The 21,554-nt window shown below is 69.4% G+C and carries 17 protein-coding genes; all 17 read left to right on the top strand.

All coding sequences use genetic code 11. The features are described from left to right. Position 1 precedes the first annotated feature (1 nt). The 17 genes from ACIPY8_RS13015 (at position 2) to rplB (ending at position 21,554) form a co-directional block, all read left to right on the top strand. Positions 2-907 (top strand): sugar ABC transporter permease, encoded by a 906-nt coding sequence (locus tag ACIPY8_RS13015; protein WP_400818792.1) that lies wholly within the window; start codon positions 2-4, stop codon positions 905-907. Between the two features lie 54 nt (positions 908-961). Next, complete coding sequence (locus ACIPY8_RS13010) at positions 962-1,114, top strand: hypothetical protein (RefSeq protein WP_400818789.1); 153 nt, start codon at positions 962-964, stop codon at positions 1,112-1,114. Positions 1,115-1,238: 124 nt separating this feature from the next. Continuing rightward, entirely contained in the window at positions 1,239-2,264 is a 1,026-nt protein-coding gene (locus tag ACIPY8_RS13005) for an ABC transporter (RefSeq protein ID WP_400818787.1), read from the top strand. A 68-nt stretch (positions 2,265-2,332) separates the two neighbouring features. Further along, positions 2,333-2,764 carry a hypothetical protein gene (locus tag ACIPY8_RS13000; protein WP_400818786.1) on the top strand — a complete coding sequence of 144 codons (432 nt, stop codon included), beginning with the start codon at positions 2,333-2,335 and terminating at the stop codon, positions 2,762-2,764. A gap of 60 nt (positions 2,765-2,824) precedes the next feature. After that, on the top strand, positions 2,825-3,472 hold the full coding sequence (locus ACIPY8_RS12995; protein WP_400818784.1) for a spermidine/putrescine ABC transporter substrate-binding protein: 648 nt from the start codon (positions 2,825-2,827) through the stop codon (positions 3,470-3,472). A gap of 218 nt (positions 3,473-3,690) precedes the next feature. Then, the gene (gene rpsL / locus ACIPY8_RS12990) at positions 3,691-4,059 is read left to right on the top strand and encodes a 30S ribosomal protein S12 (protein WP_013584051.1); all 369 of its coding nucleotides are present in this window, start codon (positions 3,691-3,693) and stop codon (positions 4,057-4,059) included. Between the two features lie 5 nt (positions 4,060-4,064). Continuing rightward, positions 4,065-4,535, top strand: a complete 471-nt coding sequence (rpsG, locus tag ACIPY8_RS12985; protein WP_050722490.1) for a 30S ribosomal protein S7 — start codon at positions 4,065-4,067, stop codon at positions 4,533-4,535. Between the two features lie 84 nt (positions 4,536-4,619). Further along, positions 4,620-6,734, top strand: coding sequence for an elongation factor G (gene fusA / locus ACIPY8_RS12980; RefSeq protein ID WP_050722491.1), 2,115 nt, complete (start codon positions 4,620-4,622; stop codon positions 6,732-6,734). Between the two features lie 147 nt (positions 6,735-6,881). Further along, positions 6,882-8,072 (top strand): elongation factor Tu, encoded by a 1,191-nt coding sequence (gene tuf / locus ACIPY8_RS12975; RefSeq protein WP_050722492.1) that lies wholly within the window; start codon positions 6,882-6,884, stop codon positions 8,070-8,072. Positions 8,073-8,390: 318 nt separating this feature from the next. Beyond that, positions 8,391-17,039, top strand: coding sequence for an isopeptide-forming domain-containing fimbrial protein (locus ACIPY8_RS12970; protein WP_400818778.1), 8,649 nt, complete (start codon positions 8,391-8,393; stop codon positions 17,037-17,039). After that, positions 17,006-17,518: an LPXTG cell wall anchor domain-containing protein gene (locus ACIPY8_RS12965; RefSeq protein ID WP_400820337.1), complete on the top strand. Its 513-nt coding sequence runs from the start codon at positions 17,006-17,008 to the stop codon at positions 17,516-17,518. Before ACIPY8_RS12970 ends, ACIPY8_RS12965 begins: the two co-directional genes overlap by 34 nt. 127 nt (positions 17,519-17,645) lie before the next feature. Continuing rightward, positions 17,646-17,870: a hypothetical protein gene (locus ACIPY8_RS12960; protein WP_400818776.1), complete on the top strand. Its 225-nt coding sequence runs from the start codon at positions 17,646-17,648 to the stop codon at positions 17,868-17,870. Between the two features lie 861 nt (positions 17,871-18,731). Beyond that, positions 18,732-19,040 (top strand): 30S ribosomal protein S10, encoded by a 309-nt coding sequence (gene rpsJ, locus ACIPY8_RS12955; RefSeq protein WP_017201594.1) that lies wholly within the window; start codon positions 18,732-18,734, stop codon positions 19,038-19,040. A gap of 8 nt (positions 19,041-19,048) precedes the next feature. After that, complete coding sequence (gene rplC, locus ACIPY8_RS12950; RefSeq protein WP_400818774.1) at positions 19,049-19,708, top strand: 50S ribosomal protein L3; 660 nt, start codon at positions 19,049-19,051, stop codon at positions 19,706-19,708. A gap of 2 nt (positions 19,709-19,710) precedes the next feature. Next, the gene (gene rplD / locus ACIPY8_RS12945) at positions 19,711-20,373 is read left to right on the top strand and encodes a 50S ribosomal protein L4 (RefSeq protein ID WP_400818771.1); all 663 of its coding nucleotides are present in this window, start codon (positions 19,711-19,713) and stop codon (positions 20,371-20,373) included. After that, a complete protein-coding gene (gene rplW / locus ACIPY8_RS12940) occupies positions 20,370-20,693 on the top strand; it encodes a 50S ribosomal protein L23 (protein WP_017829206.1) in 324 nt (107 codons plus the stop codon). Before rplD ends, rplW begins: the two co-directional genes overlap by 4 nt. A gap of 21 nt (positions 20,694-20,714) precedes the next feature. After that, on the top strand, positions 20,715-21,554 hold the full coding sequence (rplB, locus tag ACIPY8_RS12935; RefSeq protein WP_400818769.1) for a 50S ribosomal protein L2: 840 nt from the start codon (positions 20,715-20,717) through the stop codon (positions 21,552-21,554).

Raw genomic sequence — 21,554 nt, 5'->3', positions numbered from 1 at the left:
CATGAGCACCACCGGCACCGCCGCAGCCCGCACCTTCGCCCCTCGCCGCCGATCCTTCGGCGCCTGGTTCGCCGACACCGGCTGGCGTCACGTCGTCGCGATCGTCGTCAGCGCCTTCGCGCTCTTCCCCCTGCTGTACGTCGTGTCGGCGTCGCTGAACCCCAACGGCACTCTGACCGGATCGAACCAGCTGTTCTCCGCGATCGGGATCGACAGCTACGTCCGCATCCTCAGCGACCCGCAGAACCCCTATGGGACGTGGTTCCTGAACACGCTGCTCATCGCGGTGGTGACGGGCGCCGTGACGGTCTTCATCGGCGCCTGCGCGGCATATGCCTTCTCGCGCATGCGCTTCGCCGGCCGCCGGGTGGGGCTCGTCACGATCGTCGTCGTGCAGATGTTCCCGCAGCTGCTCGCGGTCGTCGCGATCTTCCTGCTCATGTCGACCCTGGGGGACTGGTTCCCCGCGATCGGGCTGAACACCCACACGGGCCTCATCCTCGTGTACCTGGGCGGGGCCCTCGGCGTCAACACGTACCTCATGTACGGCTTCTTCAACACGATCCCGAAGGAGCTCGACGAGGCCGCACGCATCGACGGCGCGGGCCATGCGCGGATCTTCTTCACGATCATCCTGCGGCTCGTCGCGCCGATCCTCGCCGTGGTCGGGCTGCTGTCGTTCATCGGCACGGTCAACGAGTACGTGATCGCGAGCGTGATCCTCGTGGACGTCGACCAGCAGACGCTCGTCGTCGGTCTCACGAAGCTCGTCGCCAACCCGCGCTACGCGGACTGGTCGGCCTTCTCCGCGGGAGCGGTCATGGCCGCGATCCCCGTCATGATCCTCTTCCTCCTCCTGCAGCGGTACATCGTCGGCGGGCTGACGGCCGGCGCGACGAAGGGCTGATCCGGTCCGGCGTTGCGCCGCGTCCGGGCGACAGTGCGGCCGTACCGTGGAGGCATGGCACGAGTGGCGGGACGCAGCATCACGATGAGCTGGATCGCGGGCATCCTCTGCACCGGGATCGTCGTGGCACTCGTGTGGCTGTCCTTCCCGATCGTCCCCGTCCTGGCGTCCTTCGTCGGCGACGCGCTGCGATCCACGCTGCCCTGAGCGCGACCGCCGCGGTGGTGCCGCGACACGCCCGCGAGGTCGACGACACGTCGGCACGCCTCCGGTCGAGCGTCCCCGCGCGGCGATACCCTCGCAGAGCACACTTCCAAGGAGAGGCGCACCCATGAGTGACCCCGAGGTTCCCCAGCCCGAGCGGCCGAAGGACGTCGACGACGTCGTCGACAGCGCCAACGCTGGACTCGACGCCGCCGAGGCCGCGCGTGCCGACGTGCCCGCGTCGGGCGACGCCGCGGACGCAGCCTTCGTCCCGACGGACGACGTGCCCGCGCCCCGCACCGAGCCCGCGATCGACCCCGACCTCGCCGCGTTCGAGGCCGCCGAGCGCGACCACCCCGGAACGTTCTCCACGCCCGCGCTGAACGACCCGGCGTTCGCGCCGGCTCCTCCGGCCGCGGACGCGGACGCCACGGCCGCGTTCACGACGCCCGTCGCGCACGACTCCTCGTCGATGGCGGACGCCGCCTACACGGCGCCCGACGACACCGAGACCCGCGTGGTCCCGTCCGAGCCGATCGTCGCCGAGACGGTCGTCGCCGAGCCCGTGGTCGCCCCGGCGTTCGCCCAGCAGCCGATCTTCGTGCAGGCGCCCGAGCCGCCGCGTGAGCGCGGCAACCGGGGCACGGCGGGAGCCATCGGGCTCCTCGCGACACTCGTGTTCGCCGTCCTGTACCTCGGCGCCACCCTGGGACTCGGCGCCTTCACGGGCGACGTGACCGGAGAGAACATCGGACAGGCCGCGCTCGCTCCGCTGACGACCTGGGGCTACTGGGTCCCCGTCGTGGTGTTCTTCCTCGGATTCTGGCTTCTCGGGGCGTTCATCAACCGTGGACGCTGGGGTCTGTGGGTCGTGTTCGGCATCCTGGTCGGGCTGATCGCCTACGGCGGGCACCTGCTGGGCCAGCTGTTCGAGGCCCCGTTCTGGCTCCTCACCGCGCGCGAGGGAAACGAGCTGGTCGGCGAGCAGCTGTTCGCCCCGCTCGCGATCGCCGCCTTCGTGTTCGCCCGCGAGCTCACCATCTGGTTCGGCGCCTGGGTCGCCCGCAGCGGCGCCCGCAAGACCGAGCTCAACGCCGAGGCGCAGCGCGAGTACGAGCGCACGCTCGAGGCGGGCCCGACGCTCTCGAGGTAATCACGGACACCTCCTCGCCGAACCCCCGCAGGCCCGAGCCCGCGGGGGTTTCGGCCGTCCTGGCGCTGGTGCTCGCGGTCATCGGGTTCTTCGCGCTCGCGGTGTTCGGCCTCGGTGCGCTGAGCATCGCGACCGACGTCGACATCATCGCCGTGCCCGGTCTCGGTCAGGGGCCGGGGGTGTGGGGGATGCTCGCGGCGCTCCTCGCCTTCGCGCTCACGCTGGGGGCGGCGCTGCGCCGACGGCCTCCGTCGTTCCTGTCGGCGCCCGTGATCGCGCTCGCGACGGCGCTCGCTCATCTCGCGGGGGTATGGATCGCAGTGCTGGTGGGGCGGGGAGACCTCGTGATCGCGACCGCGGTGGTCGGCGGACTCGTCAGCGGGGGAGCGAGCCTCGTGCTGCTCGGCGCCGCAGCGGTGGCCGGATGGAGCGGGATCGCACTGAGACGCACCCGCGCGGAGCATCCTCGATGGCCCTGGGAGCGCGACGACGAGGAGTGACGCCCCGCCGTCCGGGAGGAAATCGCGGCGGCGACGCCGCGCGCGCCGTACGCTCATACTGTGGAGCGCTCGCTGGAGACGCAGGTCGACCAGGCCGTCGAGGCCTGGCTGCGCTGGGTGCCGCGCTGGGAGCCGGCCACCCACCGGGGGAGGGTCGCGCCCTGCCGGCGCTGCCTCGGCTCTCCGATCCTGTCGGCCGCGGGAATCGGCGCGAACGCGCCGCACGGCGTGCAGCACGGCCTCTCGACGCGCATGAAGACGATCGTCGACCATGCGGTCTCGGAGTACACGTCGCGCAACCTGCCGATGCTGCAGCAGGAGCTCGACCAGCAGGCCGCGCGCAACCGCGCGCGCAGCTACCGCCCGGGCGACGACCTCGACCCCGAGTTCGACGGGATGCCGCTGGACCCCGAACCCGTGCCCGGAGCGCCCTTCCTGTTCACGATCGCCGGTCTCGCCGACGACGAGGCCGCGGACCTGCCGCCCCTGCCCCCGCTCAGCGACGAGGCGAAGACGGCGCTGAGACAGGAGGTCGCGCTCGCCGACGAGTACGCCAATCTGGTGGGGCGCGAGATCTGCGGCATGCTGCTCCGCCACCGCATCCGTATCCAGGCCGCGATCTCGCAGCACGTCGAGCCGCAGATCGAGGCCATGCTGGCCGAGCTGACCCAGTCGCTCGACTCCCCGTTCGATCCCGATCTGCCCTAGCGACGTCGCGCCCGGCACTCATTTGACCGGCACGTTACGCGGCATTACACTTGACCAGGTGTGTGCACGTCTCGACGTGCGCGCTGGGCGTCGGCTCCATGGCCGGTCCGCCCCCACGGCATACCCACCACCACAAAAGCTCGTCGGTTCCGGCGTGCCGGTGGGTCATGATGTGAAACCCATCACGCTGTCACCGTGCAGCACTATGAGGAGAGAACGTGCCAACCATTCAGCAGTTGGTTCGCAAGGGTCGCTCGCCCAAGGTCTCGAAGACCAAGGCGCCGGCGCTCAAGTCGAACCCGCAGCAGGCCGGGGTCTGCACCCGCGTCTACACGACCACCCCGAAGAAGCCGAACTCGGCGATGCGCAAGGTCGCCCGTGTGAAGCTCCGCAACGGCACCGAGGTCACCGCGTACATCCCCGGTGAGGGCCACAACCTGCAGGAGCACTCGCTGGTGCTCGTGCGCGGTGGCCGTGTCAAGGACCTCCCCGGTGTCCGCTACAAGATCGTCCGTGGCGCCCTGGACACCCAGGCCGTCAAGAACCGTAAGCAGGCTCGCAGCCGCTACGGCGCGAAGAAGGGCTGAGTCCAATGCCTCGTAAGGGTCCCGCCCCGAAGCGTCCCGTCGTCAACGACCCGGTCTACGGCGCTCCGATCGTCAGCCAGCTGGTCAACAAGATCCTGGTCGACGGCAAGAAGTCGCTCGCCGAGTCGATCGTCTACAACGCCCTCCGCGGCGTCGAGGCGAAGAACGGCCAGGACGCCGTCGCCACCCTCAAGAAGGCGCTCGACAACGTGCGCCCCACCCTCGAGGTCAAGAGCCGCCGCGTCGGTGGCTCGACCTACCAGGTTCCGGTCGAGGTCAAGCCGCACCGCGCGAACACGCTCGCGCTGCGCTGGCTCGTCAGCTACGCCAAGGGCCGTCGTGAGAAGACGATGACCGAGCGTCTGCAGAACGAGATCCTCGACGCGTCGAACGGCCTCGGCGCCGCGGTCAAGCGCCGCGAGGACACGCACAAGATGGCCGAGTCGAACCGCGCGTTCGCTCACTACCGCTGGTGACAGCTTCGCCCGCTCCCGGCCACTCGCCGGGAGTGGGCACCCCCCTCTTCGCAGTACGACTGCACGAAAGATAAGGACACTCCTGTGGCACAAGACGTGCTCACCGACCTGAGCAAGGTTCGGAACATCGGCATCATGGCTCACATCGATGCTGGCAAGACCACCACGACCGAGCGCATCCTGTTCTACACGGGCGTCAACCACAAGCTGGGCGAGACGCACGACGGCGCTTCGACCACCGACTGGATGGAGCAGGAGAAGGAGCGCGGCATCACGATCACGTCTGCCGCCGTGACCTGCTTCTGGAACAACAACCAGATCAACATCATCGACACCCCCGGTCACGTGGACTTCACGGTCGAGGTGGAGCGCTCGCTCCGCGTCCTCGACGGCGCGGTCGCCGTGTTCGACGGCAAGGAGGGCGTCGAGCCCCAGTCCGAGACCGTGTGGCGTCAGGCCGACAAGTACAACGTCCCCCGCATCTGCTTCGTCAACAAGATGGACAAGCTCGGCGCGGACTTCTACTTCACGGTCGACACGATCGTCAACCGCCTCGGCGCCAAGCCGCTGGTGCTGCAGCTCCCGATCGGCGCCGAGAACGACTTCGTCGGCGTCGTCGACCTCATCGAGATGCGTGCGCTGGTCTGGCCCGGCGATGCCAAGGGTGACGTGACCATGGGTGCGTCGTACGAGATCCAGGAGATCCCGGCCGACCTCAAGGAGAAGGCCGACGAGTACCGTCAGCAGCTCCTCGAGACCGTCGCCGAGACCGACGACGCGCTGCTCGAGAAGTTCTTCGGCGGCGAGGAGCTCACGGTCGCCGAGATCAAGGGCGCCATCCGCAAGATGGTCGTCGCCTCGGAGATCTACCCGGTCCTCTGCGGCTCCGCGTTCAAGAACCGCGGCGTGCAGCCGATGCTCGACGCGGTCGTCGACTACCTCCCGAACCCCCTCGACGTCGGCGCCATCGAGGCGCACGACCCGAAGGACGAGGAGAAGGTCATCGAGCGTCACCCCGACGCCAAGGACCCGTTCGCGGCCCTGGCCTTCAAGGTCGCCGTGCACCCGTTCTTCGGTCGTCTGACCTACGTCCGCGTCTACTCGGGTCACCTCGACTCGGGCTCGGCCGTGATCAACTCGACCAAGGGCAAGAAGGAGCGCATCGGGAAGATCTTCCAGATGCACGCCAACAAGGAGAACCCGGTCGACTCGCTCACCGCGGGCAACATCTACGCCGTGATCGGCCTGAAGGACACCACCACCGGTGACACCCTCGCCGCGATCGACGCGCCCGTCGTCCTCGAGTCGATGACGTTCCCCGAGCCCGTCATCGAGGTCGCGATCGAGCCGAAGACCAAGGCCGACCAGGAGAAGCTGGGCACCGCGATCCAGAAGCTCGCCGAAGAGGACCCGACGTTCCGCACGGAGCTCAACCCCGAGACCGGTCAGACGACCATCAAGGGCATGGGCGAGCTGCACCTCGACATCCTCGTGGACCGCATGAAGCGCGAGTTCCGCGTCGAGGCGAACGTCGGCAAGCCGCAGGTGGCGTACCGCGAGACGATCCGCAAGGCCGTCGAGAAGCACGACTACACGCACAAGAAGCAGACCGGTGGATCGGGCCAGTTCGCCAAGATCCAGTTCAACATCGAGCCGCTCGAGCTCGACGGCGACAAGACCTACGAGTTCGTGAACTCGGTCACCGGTGGTCGCATCCCGCGTGAGTACATCGGCTCGATCGACGCCGGTTTCCAGGACGCCATGAACGTCGGCGTGCTCGCCGGCTACCCGATGGTGGGCGTCAAGGCGACCATCGTCGACGGTGCGGCGCACGACGTCGACTCCTCGGAGATGGCGTTCAAGATCGCGGGCTCCATGGGCTTCAAGGAGGCCGCTCGCCGTGCCAACCCCGTTCTGCTCGAGCCGCTCATGGCCGTCGAGGTCCGTACGCCCGAGGAGTACATGGGCGACGTCATCGGCGACCTGAACTCGCGTCGCGGTCAGATCCAGTCGATGGAGGATGCCGCCGGCGTCAAGGTCGTCCGCGCCCAGGTGCCGCTGTCCGAGATGTTCGGCTACATCGGCGACCTGCGCTCGAAGACCTCGGGTCGCGCCGTCTACTCGATGGAGTTCCACAGCTACGCTGAGGTTCCCCGCGCCGTGGCCGACGAGATCGTCCAGAAGGCCAAGGGCGAGTAACACTTCCTGGGAGCCGGGTTCCGGCTCGGCTCCCAGGTCGCCTACAACTTCACATTCCCTCTCTACTAAACTGAGAACCTAACCCGTAGAGAACCGGTCGCAATCCAGTGCCCGGCACCTCTACAACGACGTCCTGAGGAGGACCCAGTGGCTAAGGCCAAGTTCGAGCGGACCAAGCCGCACGTCAACATCGGAACGATCGGTCACGTCGACCACGGCAAGACCACGCTCTCCGCAGCGATCTCGAAGGTGCTTGCTGACAAGTACCCGTCCGACACCAACGTGCAGCGCGACTTCGCTTCCATCGACTCGGCGCCGGAAGAGCGCCAGCGTGGTATCACCATCAACATCTCGCACATCGAGTACGAGACCCCGAAGCGCCACTACGCACACGTTGACGCCCCCGGCCACGCCGACTACGTCAAGAACATGATCACGGGTGCGGCGCAGATGGACGGCGCGATCCTCGTGGTCGCCGCCACCGACGGCCCCATGGCTCAGACGCGTGAGCACGTGCTGCTCGCCAAGCAGGTCGGCGTGCCGTACCTGCTCGTCGCGCTGAACAAGGCCGACATGGTCGACGACGAGGAGATCCTGGAGCTCGTCGAGCTCGAGGTCTCCGAGCTGCTCGCCGCCCAGGGCTTCGCGGAGGACGCTCCTGTCGTCCGCGTCTCCGCTCTCAAGGCCCTCGAGGGCGACGAGAAGTGGACCCAGGCGATCCTCGACCTCATGCAGGCCGTCGACGACAACGTCCCGGACCCCGAGCGTGACCGCGACAAGCCGTTCCTGATGCCCGTCGAGGACGTCTTCACGATCACCGGTCGTGGCACCGTCGTCACGGGTCGCGCCGAGCGTGGCACCCTGGCCATCAACTCCGAGGTCGAGATCGTGGGTCTGCGCCCGACGCAGAAGACGACCGTCACCGGTATCGAGATGTTCCACAAGCAGCTCGACGAGGCATGGGCCGGCGAGAACTGCGGTCTCCTGCTCCGTGGCACGAAGCGTGAGGACGTCGAGCGCGGCCAGGTCATCGTGAAGCCGGGTTCGGTCACGCCGCACACCGACTTCGCGGGCACCGCGTACATCCTGTCGAAGGACGAGGGTGGCCGTCACAACCCGTTCTACACGAACTACCGCCCGCAGTTCTACTTCCGCACCACGGACGTCACCGGCGTCATCTCGCTGCCCGAGGGCACCGAGATGGTCATGCCCGGCGACACCACCGACATGACGGTCGAGCTGATCCAGCCGATCGCCATGGAGGAGGGCCTCGGCTTCGCCATCCGTGAGGGTGGTCGTACGGTCGGCGCCGGTACGGTGACCAGCATCATCAAGTAAGCATCTGCTTCCTGGCACAGGGGTCGGACCTTCGGGTCCGGCCCCTTTGTCGTCCCCTGCGGACGTCGAGATCTCCTCGTATCCGAGGACGACTCGCCGATGTATGTCCTTGAATATGACTTGAAGTGTCGTATACGGTGAGAGGTGCTGCACTTCGTGCGGCCCGTATGCGTCGAGGCGAGGTCAAGGTCGTCTCGACAGCCGACGTGGGTTGATCTGGGGAACCCGAACCTCCTCCGATCCGCGCGCCCGGTGCATGCGCGAGGGGAGTGCCCGCACATCGGGGAGTGGTGTGCGGGGTCATCGGGGAGTTTCAGCATGCGTTCGACCCTGCGTCGGAAGATGGATCAGCGCGCCCGGAGACTGACGGCGATCACCGCCGTCGTCTCGCTCGTCACCGGGGCGCTCGCGCTCGGAGTCACGGCGCAGATGGCGACAGCGGCCCCCTGGGCCCCGACGATCTCGGCGCAGAACGTCGATCCGTCCGGGTCCGGCAAGGATTTCGTGCTCGCGGGCGAGGACGTCTCCTTCGACGTGGCCGTGCGCAACGGCGACGGCGGCGCGCAGTTCAACCTCAGCCTGATCGCCACGTTGCCGGCCTCCGTCGAGTTCGTCTCCGGAGGGTCGTTCGGCACCCCCGTGGTGTACACGGAGGGCGAGACTCTTCCGAACCGCTCGCGCACCGCCGCGGACGATTGCGCGGCCCAGGGGCTCGTCGTCGCGACGGAGGCTCCGCTGTGCGCGGTGCCGACCGGTCAGCAGGTGTGGGTGTGGTCGAACGTCAACGACCTCCCGCAGGGTGCGACGGTCTCGTCGCGCATCACGATCGCGCCGATCAGCGACCTGTACCCCGTGGGCGGCGAGATCGGGTTCTCGATTCGCGCCCACACGAGCGACGACCCCTCGCGACTGCCGACCTTTGACGGCTCGCCCAGCGTGTCGCGCACCACCGACCACACCTCGGGCGCGGGCTCCGCGACCGATGACGTGCCGGTGCGGGCCCTGCGGATCGTCAAGAACGAGCCGAGCGTCGAGAGCGAACTGCTCCGCGGCGTGCACCGCAACGTGACGACGTACACGCTGGAGGTCGAGAACACGACCCGCGGGGCGACGACGGGCGTCACCGTCACCGACTACCTGCCGGCAGGTCTCGAGTACCTCGGCCTCGCGGTCGGCGACAACTCGACGAGCGCGGAGTACGACGGATCCGGCGCACTGGTCGGCGGCGTCACGGCGGCCGAGTCTGTCGACACCGTGCGGATCGACGCGGCCCGCGCGAGTGCTCTCGGCCTGCCCGGTGCCGGTGTCTACACGGTCGTCGTCTGGACGCTCGGCGACCTCGCTGCCGGCGCCGTCGCCGAGATCCGCTATCACGCGGCCGTCCCGCTCTTCGCGAACGCCCTGTGGGCCGAGGGCACCGCCCCCGCCGCGGCGACGGGCGGCCAGGCCGCGAACCTCGACAACAACACCGGCGCCTCGACGCGCCACGGCGGCGAGACCGGACCCGAGGCGGCGCAGTCGTTCCGTAACGTGGCCGCTGCGGCAGGCACCTACCAGGGCGTCGTGCTCGACGGCGACCCGGTGCACCGCGACGCGCGCGACGACGACGACGAGGTGATCGAGGCCGTCGACGTCCGCGTCGTGAAGAGCGTCGAGGCGGGCGCGATGTTCGACACCGGCTCGGTCGCGACCTACTCGGTGCGGGTCGACGTGAGCGAGTACGTCGACGCCTCGCACGTCGTCCTCACCGACGTCATCCCGAACGGCCTGTGCCCGGCGTTCCCGAGCTCGGGCGCGGCGGTCGCGCTGAAGGTGGGCGATCGCGCGGTGTCCGCCGAGGAGTGGAACTCCCAGGTCCCCGGAGACGCCTGCAACTTCCCGACCGAGGCGCAGGGCGCCCAGTTGTCGGACGGACTCACTCTCACCTCGATGACCTATGCGCCGGGAGACGGCACCTTCACGGTGACGTTCGCGGTCGCCGACCTCGCCGCGGGCTCGTCCTTCGTCGGACGGTACGCGGTCATGCAGCGTCCCAACTACACGGGCGCGAACGGCGGCACGAGCTCGGGCGACCGGTTCCTCAACACGGTGCAGGTCGCGGCGCAGACCACGCCGATCGCGGCCATCGCTGACGACCCCGCGCTCAGCGACCGCGTCGGCGGCGTCCGCCACACGCTCGACGACTCCTCCGCACTCATCACCTCGCACTTCACGAGTCTCGACAAGACGGTGCTCGAGCGAGGACAGGAACCCACGGATGCCGGGGCGACCTGGTCCGCCGAGAGCGCGACGCCGTTCTCCCCCGGGGACGACGTCTGGTACCGCATCGTCGTCCCGTTCGCGACGGGTATCGACACCCGCAACCCGATCCTCACCGATTACCTGCCCGAGGGTGTGGAGCTCGCCGAGCTCCGCTACGCCTACCGCGGCATCCCCGGATTCAGCGACGTGACGACGCCGATCGTCTGGGGGACGGGGACGTTCCCCGGCGACTACATCCCGAACACGGCCGCGAGCGGCACGTCGCTCTCGTGGGAGTTCGGCGCGCACAACCGCACCGGCAGCGGCGACCGCTTCATGCCCGCAGGCAGCGCGGTCACCGTGTACCTCCGCGGCGTCGTGCAGGCGCAGTCGGCGTCGCAGGACGACGTCGACAGCCCGCTCAACCACGCGAAGTACCAGCAGGTCAACGTCGACGGCGAGATCTCGTTCCTGCGCGACGACGCCGGCATCGACCTCGACTGGGGTGCGACGCTCACGAAGGGCATCCGCGCGGTCGACGGGTCGGTCATCGGTGCGGGTTTCGGTGCGCGCATCGAGACCAGGCAGGTCGTGCAGGGGCAGGCGGTCGAGTACCGCATCGACGTGAAGGCGCCGCAGAACACCACGACGGACTACGTCGTGTGGGACGTGCTCCCCGCCGGCGTCACGAAGGCCGATGTGTCGACATACACCGCCGAGCGGTACGACGGCGGCGCGACGACGCCGCTCTCGGCCGGAGAGTTCTCCGCGACCGCGTACGACGCGGGGGAGACGCTGCCCGACGGGATCTCGCTCGATCCGGCTCTCGCCGACCGCTCGGTGATCGCCTGGACGGTCGACGCGTCGATCGCCGGGTCCGTCGCCGCGGCGGGCACGGGCGTCGAGCGCGTGCGAGGTGTCAGCCTCGGGTACACGCTCACCGTTCCGGCGGGTGTCGACGGCGGCGGCGCAGCCGCCCAGCTGACCCAGCGCTACACGAACACCGCGGGGATCGTCAGCTACGGCGTCGAGAACACCCCGAGCCGCACGACCACCGTGGTGCCGCAGCGCGAGGGCGGACGTCAGCAACTCACGACGCGCACGCCGCGGGCCGACGAGGTGTCGGCGTCGGACGCCGACACGGTCGACAGCGCAGAGATCCATCTGCCCGACGTCGTCGTCGAGAAGACGCTGGTCTCCACCGAGGTCGCCCCCACCGCGGATGCCGCAGCCGGCGTCGTGGACCTCGGCGACGGGACGCGCAACAGCGCGACGCAGATCGTGCAGGGCGAGCAGGCCACGTTCGAATACTCCGTGACCATCCCGGCGCGCACCACCGTGCGGGGCGCGATCCTCTCCGACGACGGACGGCTCGGCATCTCGCCCGGCTCCGGCTCGATGGCCTACACCTACGTCGAGGGCAGCGCGGCGTTCTTCGGCCCCTCCGGCGGAACCCTCGCGATCGGCACCGGCGCGAACGACTTCCGCGCCTCCGAGCGTGCGGGGGAGTCGCACGGCGTGCTCACCTTCCCCGACGTCTACACCAACGCGACGTCCGCGCCGCAGACCTTCCGCGCGCGCATCACGGTGTGGGTGACCGACAAGGACGCCTCGGCCGACGGCGGCTCGCGAGCCGACATCGCGCACGCCACGGCGCTCACGAACACCGCGCGTCTGACCTTCCTCGACCCGAACGCGACGGGCGGCTCCCGTCTGGCCCGCACGGACACCGCATCGGCGCAGTTCATCGAGCCGTCGCCGACGCTCCGCAAGACCACGTCCTCGTCCACGGTCTCGGCCAAGGGCACGGTGACGTACACGCTCACCGCGGGCAACGCCTCGGGTCGTCCGGCGCTGTACGACGTCGTCGTGATCGACTGCGTGCCGCAGGAGGTCACCCCGAGCGCCCTCAGCGCCTCGGTCGGCACCGCGCGGATCCTCGACGAGGACTGCAGCGGCTCGGCATCCACCGCCATCACCCGGGGCTCCGGCACCGGGACGCTCATCGAGTGGACGATCCCCGCCCTCCACGGTGACGGCGTCACGCCGACGCTGACGTACCTCGGCACCGTGCAGGCCCACGCGGGCGGCGGGTCGGAGTTCGTCAACCGCGCCGAGCTCACGGGGCACACGCTGCCGCTCGCCGTGGGCGCCGACCGCGACACCGCGGATCGCCGCGGCACGTACACGCGATCTGCCACCGCCACGGTGAAGATGCCCGAGGCGTCGATCGAGAAGAAGGTCGGCCCCACGGCGGCCGCCGTCGGCGAGATCGTCACGTACTCCGTGACCGCCTCCCTCCCGTCGAACACCAACTTCTACGACGTCACGCTGAGCGACACGCTCCCGGCCGGAGTCGAGTTCCTCGCCGACGGGACGACCACGCAGACCGTGCAGTGGGCCGGCGGCCCCGACGCCCCGGTCGTCGGCGCGCCGACGGTCGACGGCCGCGCGCTGTCGTGGAGGATCTCCTCCGACGACGTGCTGGCCTGGACGTCCGCCCGGTCCATCACCGTCACGTACCAGGCGCGGATCACGACGGCCGTCACCTCGGCGGCGCCGGTGAACAGCGCGACGTTCGCCTGGAGCAAGGTCGACGGCTCGACGACGTCATCCGACCGTCGCACGCAGACCGCGACCGCACCGCTGACGATCCTCAACCCGAGCGTCACGATCGCCAAGACGGTCAAGAACACGGGAGCGGCGGACAGCGCCTACGGCGCCGCTTCGGCCGGCGGACCGGACCAGTCGTTCACCTACCGGGTCCGCGTCAGCAACGCGACCGGCGTCGGCACCGCGCCCGCCTACGGCGTCGTCGTCACCGACACCGTCGACCGCGGCATCCGCATCGATACGACGCAGACGGTCTTCGACGGCGCGACGTTCTCGGACGAGACCGCACTGCGTGAGGGCCGCGGCGGCGTGATCACCTGGACCCTCGCGGGGCCGCTGAGCAACCTCGCGGGCGCCAACACGCTCGACCTCGTCTACCGTGGCACGTTCGTCGCGGCGGAGGCGCTGGGCACCGGAGCACTCGGCAACCGCGCGGTCGTCACCCGCTACGAGTCCGCCGAGACCGGGGGATGGACGTATCGCCCCGGGACGGGCACGAGGCCGGGCGGCGGCGCGATCCTCTCGACGAACACCTCGGGTGCCGCGGCGATCACGCCGCGCTTCCCGCAGATCGCGCTGAGCAAGCGCGTCGCGTCGGGCAGCGAGGCCTTCGTCGGCGAGTCGTTCTCGTGGACGCTGCAGGCGCGCAGCACCGGCGCCGGCGACGCGCAGACGCTCACACTGACGGACACCCTCCCGGCCAACTGGGCGTACGACGCCACGGTCGTCCCGCGCCTCACGGTCGGCACCGCGTCGCCGGTCGATCTGGCCGAGTCGCCGGTGATCACCGCCGAGGACGGACGTCAGGTCCTGACCTGGACGCTGGGCTCGTCGACGGGACAGCCGCTGCTGCCCGGGACGACGGGGGGAGCGACGGATGCGCAGCGCACGCTGCTCGTGACCTTCGCGACGGTTCCGCACCCCGGTGCCGTGACCGACCCCGGCGCGGGCCTCGCGATCGACCACCGCAACACCGTCAGCGGCGTCGCGACCGACACGACGGGGTCGACCCGCAACGCCTCGGGCTCGTACGCGGGACCGGATGCGGCGGCGGACGCGCACATCGCGCGGGCGGACCTGCGCGTCGTGAAGCAGGCGATCGGCGGCGACCCCCAGGGGACCTGGATCGCGGGCGAGACCGCCCGCACCGGGTACGTGCAGCCGCAGTGGCGCATCACGGTCACGAACCAGGGGCCGGATGCCGCGAGCGGGCCGTTCGTCGTGACCGACGCGACCGATCTGCCGGAGGGCGTCACCACCGGTGCCTTCACCGCGCGGTACCACTCGAGCGCCTCGGATGCGACGGGCGTCGCGCTGACGCTGTCGGGCACCGGCACGGCGGCCGATCCGTTCGTCGTGGGCGACCGTGCCCGGACGCTCAAGGCCGACGGCAGCGATCGCATCGTCCTCCTCGCGAACGTCACGGTCACGGCGCCCGCGACGGGCACCGCCTCGAACACCGCGTCGGCGACCGGACGCACGTACGAGCGACCCGCGGACGTCACGAAGGACAACACCGCGACGGCGACGACCTCGATCTCCAGTGCGGCCGATCTCGCGCTGACGAAGTCCGTGAACACGGCGGAGCCCACGGCCGGTCGCCCGATCACCTGGAGCATCAAGGTGCGCAACAACGGCCCCTCCGTCGCGGTCTCGACCACGGCTTCGCCGATCACCGTGACCGACGTCGTCCCGGCGGGGATCAGCGGCGTGCAGGATCCTTCCGGGAGCCTCACCGCGTGGACGGTCTCGGCCTCCGACGGGTGGCCCGCCACGGCCGGTGACACCGTGACGTGGACGTTCTCCGGATCGCAGCTGCCCATCGGTCCGGCACAGGACCTGTCTCTCACCGGCACGATCGACTCCTCGTGGACGGGCGGCGCGATCCGCAACGTCGCCACGGTCGCGCCGGGCGCCACGACGGATCCGACCCCCGCGAACAACGAGGGCGAGGTCGAGGTCACGCCCGGCGACGACACGACGCTCGCGATCACGAAGACGCGGGTGGTCCTCGACGGCGGCACGTGGAAGGACGCCGCGCAGCTCGGGGCCGCGCTTCCGGCCGTCGTCGCCGGAGAGACCGTCAGCTACCGCGTGATCGTCACGAACAACGGTCCGGCGGATGCCCGCGACCTCCGCGTGGTCGACGAGGTGCCCGAGATGCTCTCCTTCGCCGCACTGCACGACGAGATCGGCGCGTGGACCCGCACCGCGGGACCGGGCGCGTCCGACACCTTCGCCGTCGACGGCGGCGTCTCGGCGGCGGCGGATCAGAACACCCGGTCGTTCGTCGTGACCTACACGATCGATGCCGCACTGACCCCGGACTCCGCGGTGGAGAACTGGGCCAGGGCCGAAGCCGCGAACTCGACGAACGTCCCGCGGGACGGGGACACGACGGGTTCCGACCGCGTGGCCGATCTGTCGATCGTCAAGCAGCCGCTCGACGCGGACGGCGTCGCCGTGGCCGACGGTGTCGTCCCCGAGGTGGTCGCGGGAACGCAGACCCGCTTCCGACTGACCGTGACGAACCGCGGCCCGAGCATCTCGGGCGCACCCGTCACGATCGCCGACCGGCTCCCCGCGGGGCTCGTGTACGTGTCGTCCACGATCGCCGTGGCCGGCGCGGAGCCCACGGCCGCCGACGCGACCGTGGGCGAGGACGGGCGTTCGGTCTCGTGGTCGGCGCTCACCGGTGCGGACACCATCGCGCCCGACGAGACGATCGTGATCGAGGTGACGGCGTCGGTCGCCGCGGACGTCCGTGTGCAGCGACTCGTCAACGCAGCCGACGTGACCGGACCCGACGACTCGGATCCCACGAACAACCATGACGAGGCCGCGATCGACATCGTGAGGCTCGCCGACATGTCGATCGCGAAGGAGGCCGCGACCGGCCCGTGGATCGCCGGCACCGAGGTCGTCTACACGCTCACGGTGGTCAACGACGGTCCCTCGGTCGCGGACGCGTTCGTCGCCGACGTGCTGCCCGCCGGGCTCACCGCGGTGTCGATCGCGGGGGAGGGGTGGACGTGCGAGGACGGCTCGCAGAGCTGCCTGCGCACCGAGCACCCCGTCGGCCAGAGCACCATCTCGGTCGTCGCGCGCATCGGATCGAACGTGCCGACCGGCACGGCGCTGACCAACACCGCGACGCTCACCTGGACGGACAGCCGCTCGACCTCGCCGCACGAGGACAGCGACTCCGCGCAGATCGACGTCACGACCGACGCCGACCTGCAGCTCGTGAAGACCGCGATCACGGTCGACGGCGTCGAGACCGCCGCGGCGATCGCGGGCGAGAGCCTCCGCTACCGCATCGAGGTGGAGAACCTCGGCGCGAGTGACGCGGTCGGGCCCGTCACGGTCGTCGACCGGCTGCCGGACGGCACCGCCTTCGTGGCGCTCGCCGGCGACGCCGCCGACCTGTGGTCCGCGGCGGTCGACGAGGCGGATGCCCGGACCGTGACGTTCACCCTCGACCCGGCCGGCGCCGGACTCGGAAGCGGCGTGGCCGCGCCGGCGATCGAGTTCGACGTGCGGATCGACGCGACCGTGGCGCAGGGCACCGTCCTGCGGAACTCCGCGTCGGTGTCGTCGGGCACTCCCGATTCGAACGCCGACAACGACACCGACGTCGCCGACGTCACGGTCGAGCGAGAGGTCGATCTCGCGGTCGTCAAGCGCCACGACGCCGGCGCCGTGCGGATCGGGGACGAGCTGCCCTTCACGCTGCAGGTCCGCAACGCCGGCCCGTCCGAGGCGACGGGCGTCGTCATCACCGACACGGTGCCGGCCGGGCTCGAGGTCCTGACCGTGCCGGGCGACGCCGTCGGTGCGGGGTGGATCATCGAATCCGTCGCCCCGTCGACGGCGGGACCCCCGAGTCGGGGACCCGCGTGGTCGCCCGGTACACGTCCGTGCTCGCGCCCGGGACGGACTCCCCGGAGCTCGTGGTCGCGACGCGCGTGCGCGTGGGGGCGTACCCGGAGGTCGTCAACATCGCCGAGGTCGCGGCCACGGAGATCACGGACGAGCATCCCGACCGCACCCCCGAGGACAACAGGGTCGAGGATGCCGTGTCGGTGCCCGCGCTGTCGGCCCTCGTCGTGAAGAAGACCGCACTCGGCCTGTTCCAGGTCGGCAAGGAGGGGAAGTACGAGATCGTCGTGCGGAACATCGGCCCGACGGCCGATCCCGGTCCGATCACCGTGACGGATGCGCTGCCCGAAGGGCTGACGTTCGCGAGCTCGCCGGACACCGGGGTGCGCGTCGACGGACGGGTCGTCACCTGGACGCTCGACGAGGGCATCCCCGTGGACGGCGAGGTCACCCTCACCCTCTTCGTGCGCATCGGCGCGACGACTCCGCCGACGGTCATGAACATCGTCTCGGTCGACTCGCCCACAGAGCAGGTCGACGACGCCGAGCTCGTGTCCGACGCGGGCGCCGACGTCGCCCCGGCCGATCCCCTCGCGGCGACGGGAGCGGAACCCGCGTGGCTGCTCGCCCTGGCGGCGCTGCTCATGCTGGTGTCCGGCGGACTCCTGCTCGAACGCAGACGCCGCCGGACAGCGGGCACGGAGGCCTGAGTCTCCGGGGTGTGACGCGACGCGGATGACGTCGCGTCACACCTCTCTTCCGCGCCGGCGTCCGGGCGTGCAGAATGATCGTGGCGCGGGACAACCGGCGCTGATCGGATCATCAAAGGGGGCCCGCATGGGTATCGAAGACACCGTCGGCAACGCCGTGAACAAGGGCAAGGAACTGTTCGAGCAGAACAAGGACAAGATCGAAGAGGCGGTCAAGAGCGAGCAGGCGGAGGAGATCAGCGACAAGGTCCTCGACGGCGTCGCGGACTTCGCGAAGAAGATCGCTCCCGGCGCGGCTGACAAGATCGACGAGATCCGCGACCAGGCCGACAAGGCCGTCGGCACCGAGTAGGTCCTGCCGCACGACGACGGACGGCGGCTCTCCGGGGGGAGGGCCGCCGTTCTCGTGTTCCGGCGCAGCGACATTCTCGATCGCGGTCTCGCGTTTCTGCCTCCGCGTCCTCTATGATGAAGATCGACCGCCTGGGGATCTTGCGGTCGAGGGATGTCGAAGGGGTTCGACATCCTGAATCCACGCGGTTCGCCGCGTCAAACTGGGGAAGCGATTTTGGGGATCATCGTGCGACGCGCGCACTCTGTGCGCTCAGGCGTCTTCCCGCCTGCGCGGCGGTCTTCTCGCCGCGCCCTCGGTCGAGGAATCCGGCGTCCCTTCACGCCGGAGACCTCGCGTTCGGTGTGCCCCCTCGCACTGAACGCCCTCCCCAAGCGGGGCGAGGCATGGGGATGCCTCGCCCCGCTCTCCTCCCGGGCCTGACAGGACGGATCGCCGCGACGTCGACGTCGGCGAGGAGCTGCAGTCGACATCCTCAGGGGATGCTCAGCCAGCGCGACACGCCCGGGTTTGCGGAACCGAAATCCGCCGTGGCAGAATAGACAGGTTCGACATTTCGGCGGCGCTCGCGCGTGCGCCGGATCACCACCAGGGCAGTGCATAGGCGGCGCAGGAGCGCAGGGACCTAGGCCGCGGGTGGCAGAACACCCCCGACACCTTCATCATGAGGGCCCTGCCGTGCGCGGCGGGGGTCGGCAACCGCTCGTCGTGAGGCGTGCGGGCTGACAGCAGAACAGTGGTGCGCAGACCGGCTCCCCGGAGCCGTTCGAGTGCCGAGGCGCGAACAGCGCCGACGTGCGTCCAATGCCCCTGGGTCACCCGATCGAGGACGGTACGACGCCTAAAGAGAGAGAGCAGACAATGGCGGGACAGAAGATCCGCATTCGCCTGAAGTCGTATGACCACGAGGTCATCGACACGTCCGCACGCAAGATCGTCGACACCGTGACCCGTGCGGGCGCGACCGTCGTCGGTCCCGTGCCCCTTCCGACCGAGAAGAACGTCGTGTGCGTCATCCGGTCGCCGCACAAGTACAAGGACAGCCGCGAGCACTTCGAGATGCGCACCCACAAGCGTCTGATCGACATCGTCGACCCGACGCCCAAGGCCGTCGACTCGCTGATGCGTCTCGACCTGCCGGCCGATGTCAACATCGAGATCAAGCTCTGAGGTCCGACATGGCTGACATCAACGCAAAGGTTTCCAAGGGCCTGCTGGGCACGAAGCTCGGCATGACCCAGGTGTGGAACGAGAACGGCAAGCTCGTTCCCGTCACCGTCATCGAGCTCGCTCCGAACGTGGTCACTCAGATCCGTACCCCCGAGAAGGACGGCTACAACGCCGTGCAGATCGCGTACGGCCAGATCGACCCCCGCAAGGTCAACAAGCCGCTCTCCGCTCACTTCGAGGCTGCAGGCGTCACGCCGCGCCGTCACGTCACCGAGGTCCGCACCGCGGACGCCGGCGACTACACCCTGGGCCAGGAGCTCACGGTCGACGGCACGTTCGAGGCCGGCCAGCTCGTCGACGTCGTCGGCACGAGCAAGGGCAAGGGCTTCGCCGGTGTCATGAAGCGCCACAACTTCAAGGGCGTCTCGGCATCGCACGGTGCGCACCGCAACCACCGCAAGCCCGGCTCCATCGGCGCATCGTCGACCCCGAGCCGCGTCTTCAAGGGCATGCGCATGGCCGGCCGTATGGGTGGCGAGCGCGTGACCGTCCTCAACCTCACGGTGCACTCCGTCGACGCCGAGAAGGGACTCATGCTCGTCAAGGGCGCCGTCCCCGGTGCGCGCGGCCGCATCGTCTACGTCCGCAACGCAGTGAAGGGTGCCTGATCATGGCTGACTCCACTCTCGCGCTTGACGTCCTCAAGGCAGACGGCAAGAAGGCAGGCTCCGTCGAGCTTCCCGCCGCGCTGTTCGACGCCAAGACGAACATCCCGCTCATCCACCAGGTCGTCGTCGCGCAGCTCGCGGCGGCTCGCCAGGGCACGCACTCGACCAAGCGTCGTGGCGAGGTCTCGGGTGCCGGCCGCAAGCCCTTCAAGCAGAAGGGCACGGGTAACGCCCGTCAGGGCTCCATCCGCGCGCCGCACATGACCGGCGGTGGCATCGTGCACGGCCCCAAGCCGCGCGACTACTCGCAGCGCACCCCCAAGAAGATGATCGCCGCCGCCCTCCTGGGCGCGCTCAGCGACCGCTTCCGCGGTGACCGCCTGCACGCGATCGACACCTTCGGCACCGAGGGCACGCCCTCGACCAAGGCCGCGGCGAGCTTCCTCGCCCAGGTCGCCACGTCGAAGAACGTCCTCGTGGTCACCGAGCGCGGCGACGAGCTCGCGCTCAAGAGCCTCCGCAACCTCGGCCACGTCCACGTGCTGACGTTCGACCAGCTCAACGCCTACGACGTGCTCGTCTCCGACGACATCGTCTTCACCCAGGCCGCTCTCGAGGGCTTCATCGCCTCCAAGTCCGGCGCCAACCAGGAGGTCTCCGCATGAGCGAGCAGGCATCTGTTCTCCAGACGGCCCTGAACAAGGACCCGCGCGACATCATCCTGAAGCCGGTCGTGTCCGAGAAGAGCTACGGTCTGATCGACGAGGGCAAGTACACCTTCCTCGTGGACCCGCGCGCTTCGAAGACCGAGATCAAGCTCGCCATCGAGAAGATCTTCGGCGTCAAGGTCGCTGGGGTCAACACCCTCAACCGCGTCGGCAAGGCTCGTCGCACCCGCTTCGGCACCGGCAAGCGCAAGGACACCAAGCGCGCCATCGTGACCCTGAAGTCGGGCACCATCGACATCTTCACGGCAATCGGCTGATCCGGGGGATAAAGGACAATCATGGCTATTCGCAAGTACAAGCCCACGACCCCGGGCCGTCGCGGCTCGTCGGTGGCTGACTTCGCCGAGATCACCCGATCGACGCCGGAGAAGTCGCTGCTGCGCCCGCTCTCGAAGACCGGTGGTCGCAACAACCAGGGCCGCGTCACGACCCGTCACATCGGTGGTGGCCACAAGCGCCAGTACCGCGTCATCGACTTCCGTCGCAATGACAAGGACGGCGTGGACGCCAAGGTCGCTCACATCGAGTACGACCCCAACCGCACCGCACGCATCGCGCTGCTGCACTACTTCGACGGCGAGAAGCGCTACATCCTCGCGCCGGCGAAGCTCAAGCAGGGCGACATCGTCGAGTCGGGTGCAGGCGCCGACATCAAGCCGGGCAACAACCTCCCGCTGAAGAACATCCCGACGGGTACCGTCATCCACGCGATCGAGCTCCGCCCCGGTGGCGGCGCGAAGATGGCGCGTTCGGCCGGTGCCTCCGTGCGCCTCGTGGCCAAGGACGGCAACTTCGCCCAGCTGCGTCTGCCCTCGGGCGAGATCCGCAACGTCGATGCGCGCTGCCGCGCGACCATCGGCGAGGTGGGCAACGCCGAGCAGTCGAACATCAACTGGGGCAAGGCCGGCCGCATGCGCTGGAAGGGCGTCCGCCCGACCGTCCGCGGTGTCGCGATGAACCCGGTCGACCACCCGCACGGTGGTGGTGAGGGCAAGACGTCCGGTGGACGTCACCCCGTCTCCCCGTGGGGCCAGGCTGAGGGTCGCACCCGTCACGCCAACAAGGAAAGCGACAAGTACATCGTGCGCCGTCGCAACGCCGGCAAGAAGCGCAAGTAG

Origin of the sequence: Microbacterium sp. NPDC089696, assembly GCF_044749125.1 — a bacterium.
In the GTDB taxonomy this organism is placed as follows: domain Bacteria; phylum Actinomycetota; class Actinomycetes; order Actinomycetales; family Microbacteriaceae; genus Microbacterium.
This window is presented reverse-complemented; position numbering and strand designations above follow the sequence as displayed.